The organism is Lentzea sp. NPDC042327 (genome assembly GCF_040647275.1).
Taxonomy (GTDB): Bacteria; Actinomycetota; Actinomycetes; order Mycobacteriales; family Pseudonocardiaceae; genus Lentzea.
The window spans coordinates 613,942-631,393 of the sequence record NZ_JBEZBX010000003.1; the positions used below are offsets into that span (position 1 = coordinate 613,942).

The following is a 17,452-nucleotide window of genomic DNA, read 5'->3' on the forward strand; positions in this document are numbered from 1 at the left end:
CCGAACGGTGGACAGGGGCTTAAGAGATTCCGGCAGCCGCTCGGAGTGACTTCTCGTAGTCGCTGGGACTGCGCATCCCGAGCGCGGAGTGCCGCCGCGTACTGTTGTAGAAACGGATCCACTTGTCAACTGCGGCAACGAGTTCCGTCTTCGTGGCGTAGAAGTGCCGGTAGTAGTGCTCGTGTTTGAACGTCGACCAGAACGACTCGGCGGGGCTGTTGTCCCAGCAGATCCCGGTCGCGCCCATCGATCGGCGCAGCCCATGCCGGAAGCACGCTTGTGCGGTCAGATTCGCCGTGTACTCCTCGCCGCCGCAGTCGGAATGCAGGACCGTGCCACGACATTCACCGCCGCGGACGGTCACGGCCGCCTCGATGGCGGTGGTGACCATCTCGGCACTGATGTGGCCGGCGACGCTGTAGCCGAGCACCGTGCGGGAGTGCCCGTCCCGGATCGCGCACAGGAACATCTCGCCCTCACCGCAAGACAAGTACGTGATGTCGGTGAGCCACACGGCGTCCAGACGGCCTTGATCGAACTCGCGGTCGACGAGATCCGGCGGGAACGACGCCGCCGGGTCGGAGACCGTCGTTCTGACCTTGAACGTGCGTGGGCTGATGCCCTCGATCCCGATATCGGCCATGACCTTGGCGACGGTTTTGGCGCTGACCACCTCGCCCTGATCCCTCAGGTCCGCGGTGATCCGTGGCGATCCGTAGGTGCCGTCAGAGTCCTTGTGCGCCTGGGTGATCTTCACCTCCAGGTCTGCGCGACGCTGCTGACGAGGTGTCAACACCGTTGCGGCACAACGTTTCACGTAGGCGTAGTAGCCGGAGGCTCGCGGCAAAGTACGCCGAGGCTTTTACCAGGAACGCGTTGTCCTTCTCGAGCTCGGCGACCTGTTTACGCAACCGCAGCAGCTCGGCCTGCTCGGCCGCCTCCAGAGGCGTGTCCCCGTGGGCCTCGGCCGCAGCGATCCGGCGCCGCTCATCCTTGACCCAGACGCTCAACATTCCCGCGTCGATCCCGAGCTCGCGGGCAACCTCGCTGATCGTCCGGCCGGAATCGATCACACGATGCGCAGCCTCAACCTTGTACTCAGCCGTGTACGAACGGCGCTTACGAGGAGGCATGAGGACATCCTTTCAGCAGAACCCCAGGTCCTGCTAACTCGGTGTCCACTACTCGGGGTGAACCTCACCGCCTCCCGCCACCTCGTCGACTACCTTCTCGGTGGTCCTCTTCGTCCGGCCGTACGACCACACTCGTGGCGCTGCGTGCACCGAAGTGGCACGTGCACGCAGCATGCCGAAACGCAGACCGGGAAGTCGACTGGATCGACGCCGAGTCAGGAAGCAAGGCTGCGGCGGACTGCAAAGAGATCTGTCGCCTGTGCCCGGTCCGCCTGACCTGTGCCATTACGGCACTTACCACTGACGAGAGCTACGGCGTGTGGGGCGGCATGGATCTGGCCGACCGCGAAGCACTTGGACATGCTGAGGTTCAGACCGCAGCATGAACACGACGCCCAACTCCACGCAGCGGACCCGCCGCCAGCAGCAACGTAAAGCGACGGACGTCGTCTTCGAGATCAATCTCGTTGACGGCGCCGAAGCTGAGCGTCTTGCCCTGCAACAGGCGGCGGTCATCCGCGACGTAGTGCTGTGGCACCACCGAAACGGCAGCAGCACGCCACCGCACGCGAGCGTCACCTGACTACTACAACATGAAACTGGCCTGCACGACCAAGCATCCGACCTGAAACCGCTGGTCAGCCCTGTTCCCATCCTTTGGTGCTCCCGCCGAGGGCACCACAAGGATGGGAACAAGTCAGCCACCAACTTCGGGCACGACTTACCTGCCGCAGCGTGATGACCGAACGGCAGCGGCCTCGTTCAGTCCGGACCTTCACGACCCGACAGACGGCAGCGGTCCGGCCACCGCCATCACGCACGCGCCAGCCCATGAACACGCGGTACCCGCCCGCATCGTGCGCAGCACGGTCCGACGTACCAGACGCCATCGCCGACACGTCAGCAGGCGAACAAAAGTCTTGTGGACAACCACCCGACCGGATGACCGATTCTGGCGCAGCTCCGTGACCCTATTTCGCCAGGTTCGGGACCGTACTCCAGTTTTGCTCCAGTTAGGCATACAACCGTCCACTTGGGACGGAAAAGCAAGATCGCCCGCTGAACCTGCTTACGCAGGTCAGCGGGCGATTCTTATGCTGTATCCAATTGTGGAGCTGAGGGGACTCGAACCCCTGGCCCTCACACTGCCAGGCTGGGGCTGCCGTTGGTGTACGTGGAGCCGCAGCGGATGCACAGGTCCGTTGCGACGATCCAGTACCGGCTGCCGTCGGGCGAGCGCACCAGCGCGGGGTCGCGCACGCCCTTCGTGCCGATCGTGGAGCGCAGCGCCGGTGCGCCGCTGTTGAGGTCGGTCCAGTGCAGGCCGTCGCTGCTGTGCGCGAGGTGGAGCTGCTGGTCGATCGCGGAGTCACCGGTGAAGTGCACCATCAGGTAGCCGGGCTCGGCGGCGGCGACGGCGCGCTGCGGTGCGGCGAGGGAGTGGGAGACCAGGCACAGGGCAACGGCCGCGACCAGTGCCGCGAGCCGGGAGTTGAGTGCGCGCATGTGCCCTTCTTGCCGGGATGGGTCGGGTGGGGACGGGAGGGGTGGCCGCCAGCCGGCACCCACCCCTCCCGAGCTGTGGCGTGGTCAGCCGGTCAGGCGGAACGTGGCATCGCTGCGCGCCGTGGCGGTGGTGATCTGTTCCAGCTTCAGGAGGTAGGCGTAGTGCCGGATGTAGCGGTCGGGGTGGTTGTAGGACTGGAACGAGCTCCACGACGACGAGGCCAGCCCGGTGACCTGGCGGAAGGTGGCGTCCGCCGCGAACTGGGTGGTGCCGTCCAGCGGCGCGAGCACGAAGTCGTAGTTCACGTGCCGCAGGTAGTAGCCGGGGTAGTTGACCGACTGGAACGACACGGCGGAGGGGTCGGCCAGGCCCGGCATGATCCGGAACTGGGCGTCCTGCGCCGGGCTGACGTTGGCGTCGATGCGCACGTCGAAGTCGGCGTGCCGGACGTAGCGGTCCTGGAAGTTGAACGACTGCAGGCGGTTCACCGGCCGGCTCGTGCCGTACTTGGCCAGCACGCGGCTCTCTTCCGCGGCGGTCAGGCCCATGATCCCGCCGTGGCGCTTGCGGGTGCCGCCGAGCGAGTAGTCCGACACGGTGCGGAAGTTCCGCGTGCTGCCGAGGTTGGTGGACGCGATCGGCATGTACCCGCGGCCGGTGGCGAACTGGTCGAGCCACAGCGCCCACTCGTTGCGGTTGTTGAACGGCATCCACATCGGTCCCTCGACGACGTTGCCGCCGGTGGCGCCGTTGGAGATGCCCATGTGCGACAGGTCGCCGATCCGCGTCCACGTTCCCAGGACCGAGTTGCTGCCCTCGATGGTGATGTGACCGTCCGCAGAGGCGCGGTAGTAGCGGAACCCGCCGGTGCTGGTCGGCGACTCGACGATCTGGGTGTCGATGACGCCCTGGTTGCCGCTGCGGTCGATGTACACGGCCGGCGCGCTGACCGTGCGGAAGTCGCGGGTCCGCGTGTAGTAGATGCGGTGCTTCTTGACACCGTTGAGGGTCGCGTTCGTCGCCCAGTAGATGACGTAGTCGCCGGAGGCGGGGTCGAAGATCGCCTCGGGCGCCCACGCGTCACCCGCGCCGGGGATCGCGCCGGCCACGTCGAGCAACCGCGGCGCCGACCAGTTCACCAGGTCGGTGGACTCCCACACGACCAGCGACTTGCTGCCGCGGTTGGCCGCGTCGTCCCACGAGGTGCCGCTCGCGATGCGCAGGTCCGTCGCGATGATCCAGTAGCGGCTGCCGTCGGGGGAGCGGACGATCGCGGGGTCGCGCACGCCCTTCGTGCCCACGGTGGACAGGAGCGCCGGTGCGCCGTCGTTGAGGTCGGTCCAGTGCAGGCCGTCCTTGCTGTGCGCGAGGTAGAGCTGCTCCCCGCTCGCGGACTCACCGGTGAAGTGCGCCATCAGGTAGCCGGTGAACGGGTCGGCGGCCGATGCCCGGTCCACGGCGACGAGGACCTGTGCGGTGAGCACCAGCAGCGCCGCGACCAAGGCCGCGGCGGCGCGCGACGTGGTTCGTTGCACGGTTTGTTCTCCTCCGGTCAGAGGGTGGGGACGATCGGGGCGATGGTGCCGTCGGCGTTGAACGTCATGCGGTCGACGGCGACCTCGCGGTTGGTGCCGTTGCCACCGGGTACGGCGAACCGGTGGTAGGCGGCGTACCAGGTGTCGGTGCCCGGTACCTGGACCACCGAGTGGTGGCCGGTGCCCTTGATGCCGAGCTCCAGGCGTTTCTGGAGCACGACACCACGTGCGGTCCACGGCCCGAGCGGCGAGGGACCGGTCGCGTAGGCCACCCGGTAGTTCTCGTCACGGGTGTCGTTCTCGGACCACATGAAGTAGTAGGTGCCGTTGCGCTTCAGCACGAACGACGCCTCGCGGAACCCCGGCGTGGTGATGGTGCGCACCGCCGCCGGGTCGAAGGAGACCATGTCGGCGTTCAACGGCACGACGTGCGCGGCACCGTTGCCCCAGTACAGGTAGGACTGCCCGTTGTCGTCGGTGAACACCATTGGGTCGATGGCCTGACCGGGGTGGGTGCCGGCCCGGACCAGTGGCTGGCCGAGCGCGTCGCGGAACGGGCCGGTGGGGGAGTCGGACACGGCCACGCCGAGGTGCTTGCGCGTGTCACCGGTGGCCGCGCCACCGCTGAAGTACAGGTAGTACCGGCCGTTCTTGGCGACGACCGCGGGCGCCCACGCCGAGTTGTCGGCCCAGGAGACGTCCGGTCCGTGGTCCAGGACCACGCCGTGGTCGGTCCAGTTCACCAGGTCGGTCGACGAGAACGCCTTGTAGTACGGGGAGGACCAGCTCGCGTACCCGTCGGTCGTCGGGTACAGGTAGAAGCGGCCGTCGAGGTGGGTGATGTGCGGGTCGGCGAACAGGCCGGGCATCACCGGGCCCTTGGCGGTCTTCGGCTGCCACGGTGCCGTGACCTTGAAGGAGCTGTCGGCGCGGAACCTGTCCGTGTCCTGGTAGGACTCCACCCACAGCTCGAAGTTCTTGTGCCGCAACCGCCGGTCCGGGTAGTTGAACGACACCAGCGACACCGAACCGGTCACCGAGCCGTCGGCGGGGCAGAACGTCGCGTCCCCGCGGAAGGTGGGTGTGCCGTCGTTGGCCTCCAGGCGCACCCGCAGGTCGCGGTGGCGCAGGAACATCCCGTTGGCGGCCTGCAACGAGTAGCACGACGGTGACGCCAGCCCGTTGACCACGGTGACCGTGGCGTCCGACCGGACCTGGGCGGAACTGGCCGAGGTCACGGCGTCGAGGCGGCCCAGGAAGTCGGCGTGGCGCAGGAACCGGCCGGGGTGGCTCACCGCCTCCAGCGACCGCGCGCCGACGGGCAGGGTGGCCGCGGACGCCGGCGTTGCGGGCAGGACGAGGGTCGATGCGACGACGAGAGAGGACGCCGTGAGCAGGCGGGTCCCTCGGTTCATGACGGCTCCGATCATCGTCGAACGGGGCGAATCGTCGAGTTAGCGCTAACAACATTCGATTGTGCGGCTCATTCGGCGAGCTGCTGTGCGGTTTCGAATGAGTGTTAGCGTTAACATCCTTCGGTCGAGCTAAATGAGAGCACGACGGCAACTCGGGCGTCAACGGATCGTGTCGATGAGGTGTCGAACGGTCAACACGCCGCATCGACGACAGCGATGTGCTCGGTCAACCAGGCGATCTCGTCGTGCAGCCACGTCCCGGGGCCCAGGACGCGTCCGGCGCGTGCGTGGAAGTCGCGTTCGGCCTCGACCCTCGCGACGATGCGCCCGCCGAAACCCCGGCGCTGGTCCTCGGCCAGGCCGTACGCGTCGAGGAAGGTGCGCAGGAGACCCAGCTGGTGGTCGAGCGGGTGGGTGATCTCGGGACCGAGCAGCCACAACCACGCGGCGTAGGCGACGTCGTGGACGCGGGGACCGGGGGCCGCCTGGTCGAAGTCGAAGGCGGACACGGGAAGACCGCGCGAGAAGGCGACGTTGAGCGGCGAGAAGTCGTTGTGGCACACCGTCTCCTCGGCACCCGCGAGCGGCGCTCCCGCGGTCGCGTCGTGCAGTCGGCGCAACAGCCGGGCCGCGGCGGTCACCTGGGCGGACGACCAGTCGCGGGCCCGGAACTCGGTCACCACCTCACCCCGCTGGAAGCTGAGGACCTCGCGCCCCCTGTCGTCGATGCCCAGCAGCCTCGGCGCGGCCTCGCACCCCACGTCCTCCAGGTGTCGCAGCAGCCGGTGCACGAACGGCGAATGCGGCCCGACCGGGCGCCGCACCGTGTCCCCCACCCGGACCACGCCCTGCGTGATCATGCCACCGGTCAGCGGGATCTCGACGGAAGACAACTTTGAACTCCTGGTGGTTGTTGGCAGACTCGACGTCGCTGAGCAGATCAAGTTCCGCGCGGTGGTGTCCAACAACCGACACGCCGACGAACAACAACCAGGAGTTGTCGATGGACCTCGGTGCCGTCCGGGCCTTCCTCGCCGTCGTCGACACCGGGCACTTCACCGAGGCGGCCGACCACCTGGGCCTGAGCCAGCAGGCCGTGTCCAAGCGGATCGCCAGGCTGGAGTCCGACCTGGACGTCGTCCTCCTCACCCGGTCCCGCACCGGTGCCGGTCCCACCGAGGACGGTGCGGCCTTCCTCCCGCACGCCAGGGCGTTGATCGGCCTGGCCGACCAGGCGACCGCGATGCTCCACGCCCGCCGCCGCCCGCTGCGCATCGACGTGCTCGCCCGCGTCGCCGCACCGATCGACCTGGTCCGCTCCTTCTACGAGGCCGGCGACGTGGAGGTCGACGTCGTCATCTCGCGCGGAGCCGTCTCCCGGCACGCGGCACTCGCCGACGGCTCGGTCGACGCGGCGTTCGGCCGCGTCACCGGACCCCTTCCCGCGGGGATCGAGTGCGTCCCCGCCTGCCTGGAACCGATTCCCGTGCTGGTCGGCCGCCGGCACCGCCTCGCCCGGCGCAGGCGCGTGCCGATGGCGGAGCTGGCGGGCTTGACGGCGTGGATGCCCGGCAACACCGGCGACAGCGAGTGGGCGGAGTACTACCGCTTCCTCAGCGCCGAGTTCGGCGTGCGGATCGACAGCTCGGGCCCGGTGTTCGGCGGCGAGCACGTGATGGATGAGATCGGGGCCTCGGCCGAGCTCATCACGTTCGGCAACACCAGGCAGTTCCCCGTGCACCGGGACGTCGTCCAGCTCACCGTGGTCGATCCCACGCCGGTCTACCCCTGGTCGCTGCTGTGGCACCAGGCGAACCGCCACCCGGCACTGCCGCTGCTCGCCGACCACGTGCGGGCCCGCCACCGCCCGTTCGACCCGCGGCACCAGTGGTTGCCTGCTCCCGACCGGACATCAACCGGGTAGCAGCGCGAGCTCCGCCTCCGCCATTTCCCGCTGCCCGCGGTTGCCGAGGGTGTCGAGCTTGCCGAGCGCGAACGTCAGGCAGGCCCGAGCCTGCTCGACCTCACCCGCGCGGCGCCGCGCGACGCCTTCGTTGAGCGCCAGCTCCCCCTCGGTGCGGTAGCTCATCTGGAGCTCACCGATCGTCGTCCTCGCGTCGTGGTAGCTCTCCGCCGCTTCCTTCCAGCGACCCAACGCCGACAGGCAGTCGCCCATGAGCGTCAGCAGCAACGCCAACATCCGGTCCAGCGTCTCCTGGTTGGTCTGGTCGCGGTTCTGCTTCGACTGGTCGAGTGTGGACGCGAACCGCTCCAACGCGTCGGCGAACCTGCCTGCTGCCAGCAGGCAGACGCCCAGGCCGAGGGACGTCCAGACCCGGTGCTGGAAGTAGTCGAACTCCCCGGACCCCTCATAGGCGAAGGTGATGTGTTCGAGCCCTTCCGCGAACTTGCCGAGGTGTGCGAGCACCAGCCCGGTGGACAAGTTGGCGGACATGACGATCCGGCGGTGTCCGATCTCCTCCGCAATCGCCATCGCTTCCCGCAGCGTTGCGAGCGCGAGCTCCTGTTCGTCGGTGCAGCGGTGCTGCGTCGCGCCGAGCAGGTTCAGCATCTCGGCCTCACCGCGCCGGTCGCGCAGTGCCCTGGCGGCCTTCAGGCCGAGCTCGAAGACCTCGTTCCAGCGGTGCTTCTGCTCGCGGCCGATGGCGTAGCAGTGGATCGCATCCGCGAAGTCGAGCACCTGGCGGTGCCGGCCGAGTGCCGCGGTCTCCTGGTGCACCGCCAACCAGTTCGAGGCCTCCCGGTCGAGCCACTCGGCCGCTTCCTCGTACGAGCGGAACGGGCAGTCCCGCGGCACCTCCCGCACGTCCGGGAAGAACAGCCCGCCCGCCGCGGACGCCAGGTCCAGGACGTGCGTGGCGAAGGCGTCGCGCAGCTCGTCGCGCACGTCCTGCGGCTCTTCCGCAAGCCGGCGTTCGCGCGCGAAGATGCGGATCAGGTCGTGGAACTGGAAGCGCACCGACTCGGTCGTGATCGTCAGCAGGGACATCTCGACGAGCTCGTCCAGCACCAGACCGACCTCGGCCACCGGCACACCGGTCGCCACAGCGGCGAGATCGTCGTCGAAGTGCACGCCGGGAACGGCGGCCAGCCGGCGGAACACCGACCGGGCCCGCGGCGACAACGCCTGGTACGACGTCGAGAACGCCGTCCGCAGGTCCTCGTCGCCCATCGAGAGCGAGTCCAGCAGCCTCCGCTCGTCCCGCAGCTCACCCGCCAGCGCGGCGACCGATCGCCCGTCGCGCCCGGCAGCGAGACGGGTGCACACCATCCGCACCGCCAGCGGCAGGTTCCCGCACAGCGCCACCAGCTCCCGCACGGCCTCGGGTTCCTCGCGCACCACCTGCTCGCCGGCGACGGCCGCGACCAGCTCCACGGCACCGTCCTGCGTCAGCGTGTCCAGCAGCACCCAGCGCGCCGACTCCAGCCCCGCGAGCACGCGCCGGCAGGTCACGACCGTCAGGCACCCCTCGCTCATCGTCAGCAACGGCCTGACCTGGCTCTCGTCGGAGGCGTTGTCCAGCAGCACGAGCACCCGCCGGTCGCGCAACACCTTGCGGAACAACGAACTGCGCTCGTCGAGCGTCGCGGGCATCCGCCACGGCGGCACGTCCAGCGAGGCCAGCATCTGTTCCAGCGCCGCGGCGGGGCTGAGCGGTCGGTCGTCGACGCCGCGCAGGTCCAGCGCGAGGCAGCCGTCGGGGAAGGAGGAGAGCAGGTCCTCCGCCGCCGCCACCGCCAGCGACGTCTTCCCGACCCCCGGTGGTCCCGCGATCACGACGACGCCACCGGCTTCGGCCTCGCGGGACAGCCGCAGGAGCTCCTGCTGCCGTCCGACCAGGCCGGGCACCGCCGGCAGGCTGCGCAACGCCGCGTTCTTCGCGGCCCCGGCCGAGCGGCGACGCCCCTGCCTCGCCAGGGAGAGGAAGGAGTCCCTGGCACCCCCCGCGAGTCCCAGCGCGTCGGCGAGCAGCTCCGTCGAACGCTCCTGCGGCGCATTCGCCCGGCCGCGTTCCAGCTCGCGCAACGCACGGACGCTCATCCCGGAGGCGAGGGCCAAGCCTGCCTGCGTCAGTCCCGCCGCCGTCCGGAGGCTCAGCAGGACCTCACCGAACGGCGACTCGGACGCCGAGGTGCGGGTGGCACTCATGGCCTCACTCTCCCTGCCTTGAACGGCCGACTGATGTGGAACGGGGATGAGGTTCGGGAGAACGTCATCCGGGCGTGGCGGTCTCCGCCACCGGCAACAGGGCCAGCTCGGCCTCCACCGGCGCGCGGTCACCGCGGTCGGCGGGGTCGTCGCAGAGGTCGAGTGCGCGCGTGAGGCACTCGCGTGCGCGCTTGAAGTCGCCCGCCTGGCGCCACGCCGTGCCCTCACACACGAGCAGCTCCACCCGGCTGCGGTAGGTGGGTCGGTCCGTCCCGAGCAGTCTGACGACCTCGTGGTAGTGCTCGGCGGCCTCGGCCCAGCGACCCAGGCCGGCGAGGCAGTCGCCGATGTTCATCCGCACCAGCACCACCGTCTTCCCGGCCACCTCCTGGTTCGTCTCACCGATCCGTTCGGAGGCCTCCACGAGCAGTGGGGCGAGAACGGCGAGGGCCTCGGCGAAGTGGCCGGTCGCAAGCCGCAGACCACCACACCCGAGCTGCATCCAGAACCGGGTCTCGAAGAAGTCGTACGGCTCCGACATCTCGAAGGCGAGTTCGGCGTGCCGCAGCGCCTCCTCGGGCCTTCCCGCGAACACCAGCGGCCACCCCAGCGCCGAGTGCGCGACCATGGCGCCCTGGTGGTGGCCGATCTCCTCGGCGAGGGTCAGCGCCTCGAACATGGTGCTCAGAGCGCGTTCGCTGTCGCCGTGGCCCCACTGGAACGCTGCTCCCCACTGGGTGAGCAGGTCGGCCTCCGCCTTCTGGTCTCCCAATTGCCTCGCAGCGCGTACACCGAGCTCGAACACGTCGGTCCAGTCATGCCCCGCGTAACGCCCGTGCGCGTAGTTGTACAACGACCAGGTGCAGTCGACCACCTCGCGGTACCGGTGGGCCTCCGTCGCCCGGTGCAGCACCAGGAGCCAGTTGGTGGACTCCTGCTCCAGCCACTCCCTCGCCTCCTCCTGGGACCCGAACGGGCTGTCCGGCGGCACGTCCGCCACCGTGGCGAGGAACAGCCGGGCGGCGGCGGTGGTCTTCCGCAGCACGTGGGTCAGAAGGGCGTCCTGCAGCTGGTCCCTGACGTCCTCCGGTTCCTGCGCTGCCAGGCGTTCCCCGGCGAACAACCGGACGAGGTCGTGGAACTGCAACCGCATCCGCGCGGCCGTCACGGTGAGCAGCGATGCCTCGACCAGTTCGTCCAGCTGTGCCTCGACCTCCTGCGCGGACACCCCGGTGACGACCGCCGCGAGCTCCTCGCTGAAGTGGGCTCCCGGGATGAGGGCGAGCCTGCGGAACACCTCCTGCGCCGCGGGGCTGAGCCTGCGCAGCGACAGCTCGAAGGCGGGCCTGAGCCGCAGGTCGCCCGCCGCGAGCGAGTCGAGCCGCCGGTGTTCGTCGCGAAGCTGTCCGGCCAGGTAGGACAGCGACCAGTGCCGGCGGGTCGCCAGCCGGTTGCCGACGATCCGCACGGCCAGCGGGAGGTTGCCGCACAGGTCCACCACCTCCCTGGCGGCGGCGGGATCGGCCAGCACGACGTCCTCGCCGACGATCGTGGTCAGGAGGTCGACGGCGCCCTGCTCGGGCAGCACGTCGAGCACCAGGCGCTGCACCGGGTCCAGGTCCGCGAGGTCCAGGTCCGGGAGCGAACGCCGGCACGTGATGATCGTGAAGCTGCGGTCGGCACCGGCCAGCAACGGCAGCACCTGCGCCTCGTCGGCGGCGTTGTCCAGCAGGACCAGGGTGCGGCGGTCCCGCATCAGCGTGCGGAAGAGCGAGCTCCGTGCGGCTTCCCCGGGAGGGACGCGGCCGGCGGGCACGCCGAGCGCGGTGAGCATCCGCTCCAGCGCGAACCCGGGCTGGACGGGCTGGTCGTCCACACCGCGCAGGTCGATCGCGAGGCAGCCGTCCGGGAAGTGCCCCTTCAGACGGTCCGCGGCGGTCACGGCGAGCGAGGTCTTCCCGACACCGGGAGGCCCGGCCACGACCGTGGTGCCCCCTGCCCGCGCGGCGCGGGACAGCCGGCCGAGCTCGTCGTCCCTGCCGACCAGGGCGGGCACGGCGGGCAAGCCGTACAGCATCGTCCTGGTGCCGGACGCGCTGGACCTGCGCCTGCCCTCCCTGGCCAGCAGGAGGAACGACTCGCGTTCGTCGCCGGTCAGCCCCAGCGCGGTCGCCAGCAGCTCGGTGGACTTCTCCTGAGCGGCCGCGGCCCGTCCGTGCTCCAGCTCGCGCAGCGCGCGCACGCTCAACCCGGAGGCGAGCGCCAGCTCCCTTTGCGACAGGCCCGCCGAGGTCCGGTACCTCAGCAGACAGTGGCCGAAGGACGGACCGGGTGGTTCATCGCGCAGCTCTGTCACGCGGACCATTCAACCCCGCCACCCGTGAGGTGCAAAGGGGCAGGGTGATGTGTCCGTCTGTACCGATGATGTTCTCAGCGGGAGGAAACCACGTCACCCTCGCGCGCGGAGTGCCGGGGGTGCGTTCGCCTCACCGTCCGGATTGGACAGTGCGGCGCCGGCGCGGCGTTCGCGGTTCGACGGTCCCCAGTGCACCGGGGTGGGGGCGGCCGAGCCGGACGCAGGCCGCCACGTGTCCGTCGAGGACCTCCTGCAGGGGCGCCGGCCTGCGGACCGGCGGGGTGAAGCCGTCCTCGGCCTCCGCCGACCAGGGAGCCGGGTGCACGGACATGCCCTGCCGCGGACCCAGCCCGGCGGTGTCGTCCCGCCACGTCGGCCACAGCACCTCGCGGTAGTGCCCGGCCGCGCCGCCGTTCACGAGCCAGTCCAGCCAGCGGTCGTGGTCCAGTCCCGTGGTCTGCCACGCGAGGGTGGCGGGGCTGAAGTAGATCACGTCGTCCGGGCGGCCCGGTCTGCCGTGCGAGCGGGGCTCGGGGCCGTTGAGCACGAACACGCCCCCCAGCGCGTCGTGCGCGACCACCAGCCCGGCCGCCGGCCGCCGGTCCACCTCGGCCGGCCGGTGGAAGCCGTCCGGTGCGGCCGGCCGGTGCACGCCGTTCACCTCGGCGATGCCGGGCATGCCCTCCGGTCCACCGCCCGACCCGCCGTAGACCCGCACCCAGCTCTCGTGCAGCAGGATGCCGCCGGTGTTGAGGACGATCGCGCCCAGTCGCGACTCCGCGCTGAGCCGCAACCGCCGCAGCGCCGCACGGCACGCGCCCGGATCGGGCCGGAGCACCGTGGACCGGGCCAGGCTGCAGTTCAGGTCGGCGGCCAGCCACTCCCACACGGCGTCCTGCACGTCGGCGAGCTCTTCGGCGTTCGTCACTGGTTCTTCCCGTTCTCGGCTCCGGCGCGGCGGTGGTGCGCTTTCCGGCCTAGTGCGCCGGTGAGGTGCGGTGCAAGCACGTCGGCGGAATCCGCCCTGGTGGACCGCGCATCCTGCTCGTTCGCACCGGAGCATCCCGTACCGAGTACGCCCGCTTTTCGTCATTCCTTCACGGCGTGACCGCTAATTCCTATTATCAGGTACATTGGTCTAGTGGACGAGTCGGAGTGCTGGTCGACGTTCGGAGAGCTGTTGCTGGGATACCGGCGTGCCGCTGGGCTGAGTCAGCTGGGTCTGGCGGAGCGGTCGGGTATCAGTGTGCGTGCGTTGCGGGAGCTGGAGCAGGGCCGGGCTCGTGCGGCGCAGCGGCGGTCGGCCGAGGTGCTGGCGGACGCCTTCGAGCTGGGCGCCGTGCAGCGGGAGGAGTTCCTGCGGGTCGCGGAGCACGGACGCAGGCGGCGGTCTCCGGTGTCGGTCTCCGGTGTCGCCGAGCTGCCGCCCCTGCCCGTGGACCGGGTGGGAAGGGGGCGGGAGCTGTCCCGGTTGCAGGAGTGCATCCGCACGAGTCCGTCGGTGGCGATGGTCGGTCAGCCCGGCGTGGGCAAGACGGTGCTGGCGGCGTCGGCGGCGCACTGGATGCGCGACGAGTTCCCGGACGGGTGCCTGGCGGTCGACCTGCGCGGGGTCGACGAGCAACCGCTCCCCGTGCAGGTCGTGTTCGACCGGTTGCTGCGGGCGCTGGGCGTGGCGCCGAGCGACGTGCCCAGCGCCGTGAGCGAGCAGTCGGGCCAGTACCGCGCGGTGCTGCAGCAGCGGAAGGTGCTGGTGCTGCTGGACAACGCCGCCTCGGAGGCGCAGGTCCGGCCGTTCCTCACGACCTCTCCCGGCTGCCGGACGCTCGTGACGTGCCGCCGCATGCTGGCCGGCCTGGAAGGGGTGCGGTGGCTGCACCTCGACCCGTTCGACGACGAGGACGCGGAGGCGTTGCTGCAGGCCGTCGTCGGTGAGCGCCGGGTGCGGGCCGAGCCGGACGCGGTGGCCGGGTTGATCGAGCTGTGCGGGAACCTGCCGCTGGCGTTGCGGATCGCGGGCAACCGGCTGGCGAGCAGGCCGCACTGGTCGTTGCGGTACCTGGTGGACCAGCTGCGGGACGAGCGCACGAGGCTGACGTCGCTGTCCGCGGGGGACCTGCAGGTGCGGTCGGCGTTCGAGGTGTCGTACCGGGGATTGTCGCCGCAGGGCCGGATGTTGTTCCGGCGGCTGGCGGCGGTGCCGGGCGCGGACTTCGGTGTGGAGCTGACGCAGGTGGCCGGGGGTGTGACGGAGTCGGAGGCGTTCGGCCAGCTCGACGAGCTGGTGGACGCGAGCATGGTGCAGGCGGGTCCGGCGGAGGGCCGGTTCCGGTTCCACGACCTGCTGCGGTTGTTCGCCCGTGAGCGCTGGGAGGCCGAGGACGACGAGGCCGACCGCTTGCTGACGACGGAGGCGGTGCTGGAGCACCTGCTGGGCATGGCGACGGCGGCGGGGGAGAGGTTCTCGCCGGAGGAACCCGCGAACGAAGTGTTCGGTTCGCTGGACGAGGCGCGGTCGTGGCTGGAGCAGGAGCGGTCGAGCTGGCTGGCCGCGTTCCGCGAGGCGGCGCGGACCGGGCGGCACCGCGAGGTCGTGGAGCTCGCGCGGGCGATGCACTGGTACGCCGACGACGACCGGCACGGCGTCGACTGGGTCGAGGTCTTCGGCGCCGGGGTCGACGCGGCGCGCACGCTGCGCGACGTGACCGCGGAGGCACAGCAGCGCAACCTGCTCGGGTGGGCCCTGGTGACCGCGCAGGACTGCGCGGGCGCGGTGGAACAGCACAAGATCGCCCTGCGCTGCGCAGACGAGGCCGGTGACCGGTTGGAGCGGGTGTGGGCGCTGGCGCACGTCACCGCGCAGGAGTTCATGCTGGGCGACCGCCAGAACAGCCTGGAGCACGCGCGGCAGGCCGTCGAGCTGTCCGCCCCGTTCGGGTTCTGGACGGTGCGGATGACCGTGCGCTACCAGTTCGGCGTGTTGCTGCTGCTCGACAACAGGCCGCGCGAAGCGCTCGCGGTGCTGGAGGAGCTGCTGCAGGAAGCACTGCGGCACAACCAGAACGGTGAGCTGGCGTTGTCCCGCACGAGGTTGCTGGCGATGTGCATCGAGGGCGTGGCCCGGGGCCTGCACGCGGTGGGGCAGTGCGGCCGGGCGGCGCCGATGTTCGCCGAGGCGCGCGGCCTCTTCGAGAAGGTGGGTGCCTCCGTGCACTCGGCGCGGGCCGCGTTCCGGGAGGGCCGCTGCCGCCTCGACTCGGGTGAGCACCAGGTCGCGGACTCCCTGTTCCGGTGCGCGCTGGCCACCTTCGACGAGCTGTCGCTGCCGGAGCAGCGGGCCGAGGTCGAGGTCGAGCTCGCCCGCATCCCCGCCCACTGACCCCGGTCCGGGGTGCGTTGAGGCAGGAAAGACTTCCTTTGTGGTTCCCGGTTGGGCCGTTCGTGTTGATCCTGCCCCGGCGGAGTGGCTGGATTGCGGAACGATCGCGGTCCGATCGAGTCCGCACCGCGCACTCGATGGCCAGAGAGGAGCCGTCGCGGCAGGCGAGCTGAGCGGCAGTTCGGAGTGGACTGAATGGACATCAAGTTCGATCCGACGTTCGACTGGCTGTGGATCCTGGTGGCGGGCCAGCAAGCCCCGAGGATCGACGTGGCGGCCACCCGTGCCCTAGCGCAGAACTGGGTTGAGAGCGGCCGCACCCTCGGCGAGATGGCGAACGGCGTCCTCGACCTGGTCAGCAACGTCGAGAACGCCATCGGCGGCCGCGTGGGCCGCGCGTTCCGCGACCGCGTGACCAGCGTCATCAACGCGGTCCCGAGCATCGTCCAGCTCGCCAACAACCAGTCGACCAGCCTGCTGAAACTCGCGCTGAGCGTCGAGCAGTCCATCTACACGATGCTCATCGAGATCGCGTTCTTCGCGGCCTCGATCCTCTGGGCGCTCGCGAGCCCGTTCACCGCACCCCTGGTGCCCGCCTTCATCACCGCGGCCAGGACCGCCATCCAGCAGATCAGCGCGCAGCTGCACTGGGCGATCCGGTTGATCATGGAAGGCATCGAGGAGGGCATCGACGAGATCTTCCAGGACGCCATCGCCCAGATCGCGCAGTTCGCGGAGGGCAACCGCTTCGAGTGGGACGTCCAGAGCACCATCGTCGGCGGCGTCGCCGGCCTCGGCGCCGGGGTCATCGCGGGCGGTATGCACACCGGCATGCGGGCGTGGAAGCCCAAGGTCGAGGACAACGTGCTGTTCCACGGCACCAGCGAGGCCACCGCCGACGTCGTGGTCGGCGCCGCCGCCGCGGGCATCCTCGGCGGCAGCATGGACGACCTGTGGACCGGTGCTGTCGGCGGCATGTTCAGCGGTGGCACGCAGAAGAAGGCCGACGACGCGGGCAATGCCATCGAGGACCACCTTCGGGAGACCGGGTACATCAAGTCGCCTCCGATCGGGGAGATCGGTCGGCCGGATGCGCCGGATGTTCCTGGTGCGGGCGGTCCTGGGGGGAATGGTTCCGGGGAGAACGGTTCCGAGGGGAACGGGTCTGCGGGGAATGGTTCTGGCGAGAATGGTTCCGGGGGGAACGGTTCTGAGGCGGCGGGCGGCGAGGGGGGCTCGGCCGGGGGCGATGGGGCCGACGCTGCCGTCGGGGGCGGTGGGGTGCCTGGGGGTGTGCCCGCTGGGGGTGTGCCCGGTGCTGGCGTGCCTGGTTCTGGGGTGCCCGGTGGTGGGGTGCCTGGTGGTGCCGGTCGAGACGGTGCGGATTCCGGCGGTCAGAAGGACGGCGTGGGTCCGCAGGCCGAGGGCGCGGCTGGTCCGCCGTCGGGTGTGGGGGTCGTCGGCGGCGGCGCGAGTCCCGGTCAGGGTTCGAATCCCGGCCAGGGCGCGAACTCCGGGCAAGGTGCGAACTCCGGTGCGAATCCCGGTCAGGGTTCGGATTCCGGTCAGGGCGCGAACTCTGGCCAAGGCACGGGCGGACGGCCGGAAGCGGGCGCAGGTGTGCCCGGCGGTGCCGTTCCCGGCGCGGTGCCGGGTGGCGGTCCGGCCGGGAACGCCGGCGGGTCGGCTGGCCAGCAGGTTCCGGGTGGCCAGCCGACGCCTTCCGTGCCACCCGTGGTGGAAGCACCCCCGGCAACGGGCGCGGCCACGCGCCCTGACTCGGGTGCGCAGTCGCCGGGTGCGCAGTCGCCGGGTGCGCAGTCGCCGGGTGCGCAGTCGCCGGGTGCGCAGTCGCCGGGTGCGCAGACGCCGGGCTCGCAGACGCCGGGCTCGCAGACGCCGGGCTCGCAGACGCCGGGCTCGCAGACGCCGGGCTCGCAGACGCCGGGCTCGCAG

The 17,452-nt window shown here is 70.4% G+C and carries 13 protein-coding genes and 1 pseudogene; 5 read left to right on the forward strand and 9 right to left on the reverse strand.

The genetic code is table 11. The features are described from left to right. Positions 1 to 19: 19 nt before the first annotated feature. Complete coding sequence (locus AB0A63_RS10770) at positions 20 to 817, reverse strand: IS3 family transposase (protein WP_360388176.1); 798 nt, start codon at positions 815 to 817, stop codon at positions 20 to 22. Then, positions 726 to 1,133 carry a transposase gene (locus AB0A63_RS10775; RefSeq protein WP_360388178.1) on the reverse strand — a complete coding sequence of 136 codons (408 nt, stop codon included), beginning with the start codon at positions 1,131 to 1,133 and terminating at the stop codon, positions 726 to 728. The genes AB0A63_RS10770 and AB0A63_RS10775 overlap by 92 nt, the downstream gene beginning before the upstream one ends. 134 nt (positions 1,134 to 1,267) lie before the next feature. Here AB0A63_RS10775 and AB0A63_RS10780 point away from each other — a divergent pair, with 134 nt between their 5' ends. Then, positions 1,268 to 1,519, forward strand: a complete 252-nt coding sequence (locus AB0A63_RS10780; protein WP_360388181.1) for a WhiB family transcriptional regulator — start codon at positions 1,268 to 1,270, stop codon at positions 1,517 to 1,519. After that, the gene (locus AB0A63_RS10785) at positions 1,516 to 1,716 is read left to right on the forward strand and encodes a hypothetical protein (protein ID WP_360388184.1); all 201 of its coding nucleotides are present in this window, start codon (positions 1,516 to 1,518) and stop codon (positions 1,714 to 1,716) included. Before AB0A63_RS10780 ends, AB0A63_RS10785 begins: the two co-directional genes overlap by 4 nt. Positions 1,717 to 2,273: 557 nt before the next feature. Here AB0A63_RS10785 and AB0A63_RS10790 read toward each other — a convergent pair. The 4 genes from AB0A63_RS10790 to AB0A63_RS10805 form a co-directional block, all read right to left on the reverse strand. Then, complete coding sequence (locus AB0A63_RS10790; protein WP_360388187.1) at positions 2,274 to 2,639, reverse strand: hypothetical protein; 366 nt, start codon at positions 2,637 to 2,639, stop codon at positions 2,274 to 2,276. An 84-nt stretch (positions 2,640 to 2,723) separates the two neighbouring features. Further along, the gene (locus AB0A63_RS10795; protein WP_360388189.1) at positions 2,724 to 4,175 is read right to left on the reverse strand and encodes a glycoside hydrolase family 43 protein; all 1,452 of its coding nucleotides are present in this window, start codon (positions 4,173 to 4,175) and stop codon (positions 2,724 to 2,726) included. A 17-nt stretch (positions 4,176 to 4,192) separates the two neighbouring features. Then, positions 4,193 to 5,590: a family 43 glycosylhydrolase gene (locus AB0A63_RS10800; protein ID WP_360388192.1), complete on the reverse strand. Its 1,398-nt coding sequence runs from the start codon at positions 5,588 to 5,590 to the stop codon at positions 4,193 to 4,195. A gap of 191 nt (positions 5,591 to 5,781) precedes the next feature. After that, entirely contained in the window at positions 5,782 to 6,483 is a 702-nt protein-coding gene (locus tag AB0A63_RS10805; RefSeq protein ID WP_360388194.1) for a phosphotransferase, read from the reverse strand. 110 nt (positions 6,484 to 6,593) lie between these two features. Between AB0A63_RS10805 and AB0A63_RS10810 the strand changes: the two genes are divergently transcribed. Then, positions 6,594 to 7,514 carry a LysR family transcriptional regulator gene (locus AB0A63_RS10810; RefSeq protein ID WP_360388197.1) on the forward strand — a complete coding sequence of 307 codons (921 nt, stop codon included), beginning with the start codon at positions 6,594 to 6,596 and terminating at the stop codon, positions 7,512 to 7,514. Here AB0A63_RS10810 and AB0A63_RS10815 read toward each other — a convergent pair. The 3 genes from AB0A63_RS10815 to AB0A63_RS10825 form a co-directional block, all read right to left on the reverse strand. Beyond that, complete coding sequence (locus tag AB0A63_RS10815) at positions 7,503 to 9,761, reverse strand: NB-ARC domain-containing protein (RefSeq protein WP_360388200.1); 2,259 nt, start codon at positions 9,759 to 9,761, stop codon at positions 7,503 to 7,505. The genes AB0A63_RS10810 and AB0A63_RS10815 overlap by 12 nt on opposite strands. 64 nt (positions 9,762 to 9,825) lie before the next feature. Then, entirely contained in the window at positions 9,826 to 12,117 is a 2,292-nt protein-coding gene (locus tag AB0A63_RS10820) for an NB-ARC domain-containing protein (protein ID WP_360388202.1), read from the reverse strand. A gap of 130 nt (positions 12,118 to 12,247) precedes the next feature. After that, on the reverse strand, positions 12,248 to 13,045 hold the full coding sequence (locus AB0A63_RS10825) for a DUF2625 family protein (protein WP_360388205.1): 798 nt from the start codon (positions 13,043 to 13,045) through the stop codon (positions 12,248 to 12,250). A 213-nt stretch (positions 13,046 to 13,258) separates the two neighbouring features. Here AB0A63_RS10825 and AB0A63_RS10830 point away from each other — a divergent pair, with 213 nt between their 5' ends. Continuing rightward, positions 13,259 to 15,496, forward strand: coding sequence for an NB-ARC domain-containing protein (locus AB0A63_RS10830; protein ID WP_360388207.1), 2,238 nt, complete (start codon positions 13,259 to 13,261; stop codon positions 15,494 to 15,496). A 195-nt stretch (positions 15,497 to 15,691) separates the two neighbouring features. Continuing rightward, a pseudogene (locus tag AB0A63_RS10835) lies at positions 15,692 to 17,452 on the forward strand (hypothetical protein); the annotation flags it as partial.

Excerpts from the sequence above, each read along its gene's own strand:
- AB0A63_RS10775 (WP_360388178.1), bottom strand. The coding sequence starts at position 1,133 with ATGCCTCCTCGTAAGCGCCGTTCGTACACGGCTGAGTACAAGGTTGAG.
- AB0A63_RS10785 (WP_360388184.1), top strand. The coding sequence starts at position 1,516 with ATGAACACGACGCCCAACTCCACGCAGCGGACCCGCCGCCAGCAGCAA.
- AB0A63_RS10790 (WP_360388187.1), bottom strand. The coding sequence starts at position 2,639 with ATGCGCGCACTCAACTCCCGGCTCGCGGCACTGGTCGCGGCCGTTGCC.
- AB0A63_RS10800 (WP_360388192.1), bottom strand. The coding sequence starts at position 5,590 with ATGAACCGAGGGACCCGCCTGCTCACGGCGTCCTCTCTCGTCGTCGCA.
- AB0A63_RS10810 (WP_360388197.1), top strand. The coding sequence starts at position 6,594 with ATGGACCTCGGTGCCGTCCGGGCCTTCCTCGCCGTCGTCGACACCGGG.
- AB0A63_RS10815 (WP_360388200.1), bottom strand. The coding sequence starts at position 9,761 with ATGAGTGCCACCCGCACCTCGGCGTCCGAGTCGCCGTTCGGTGAGGTC.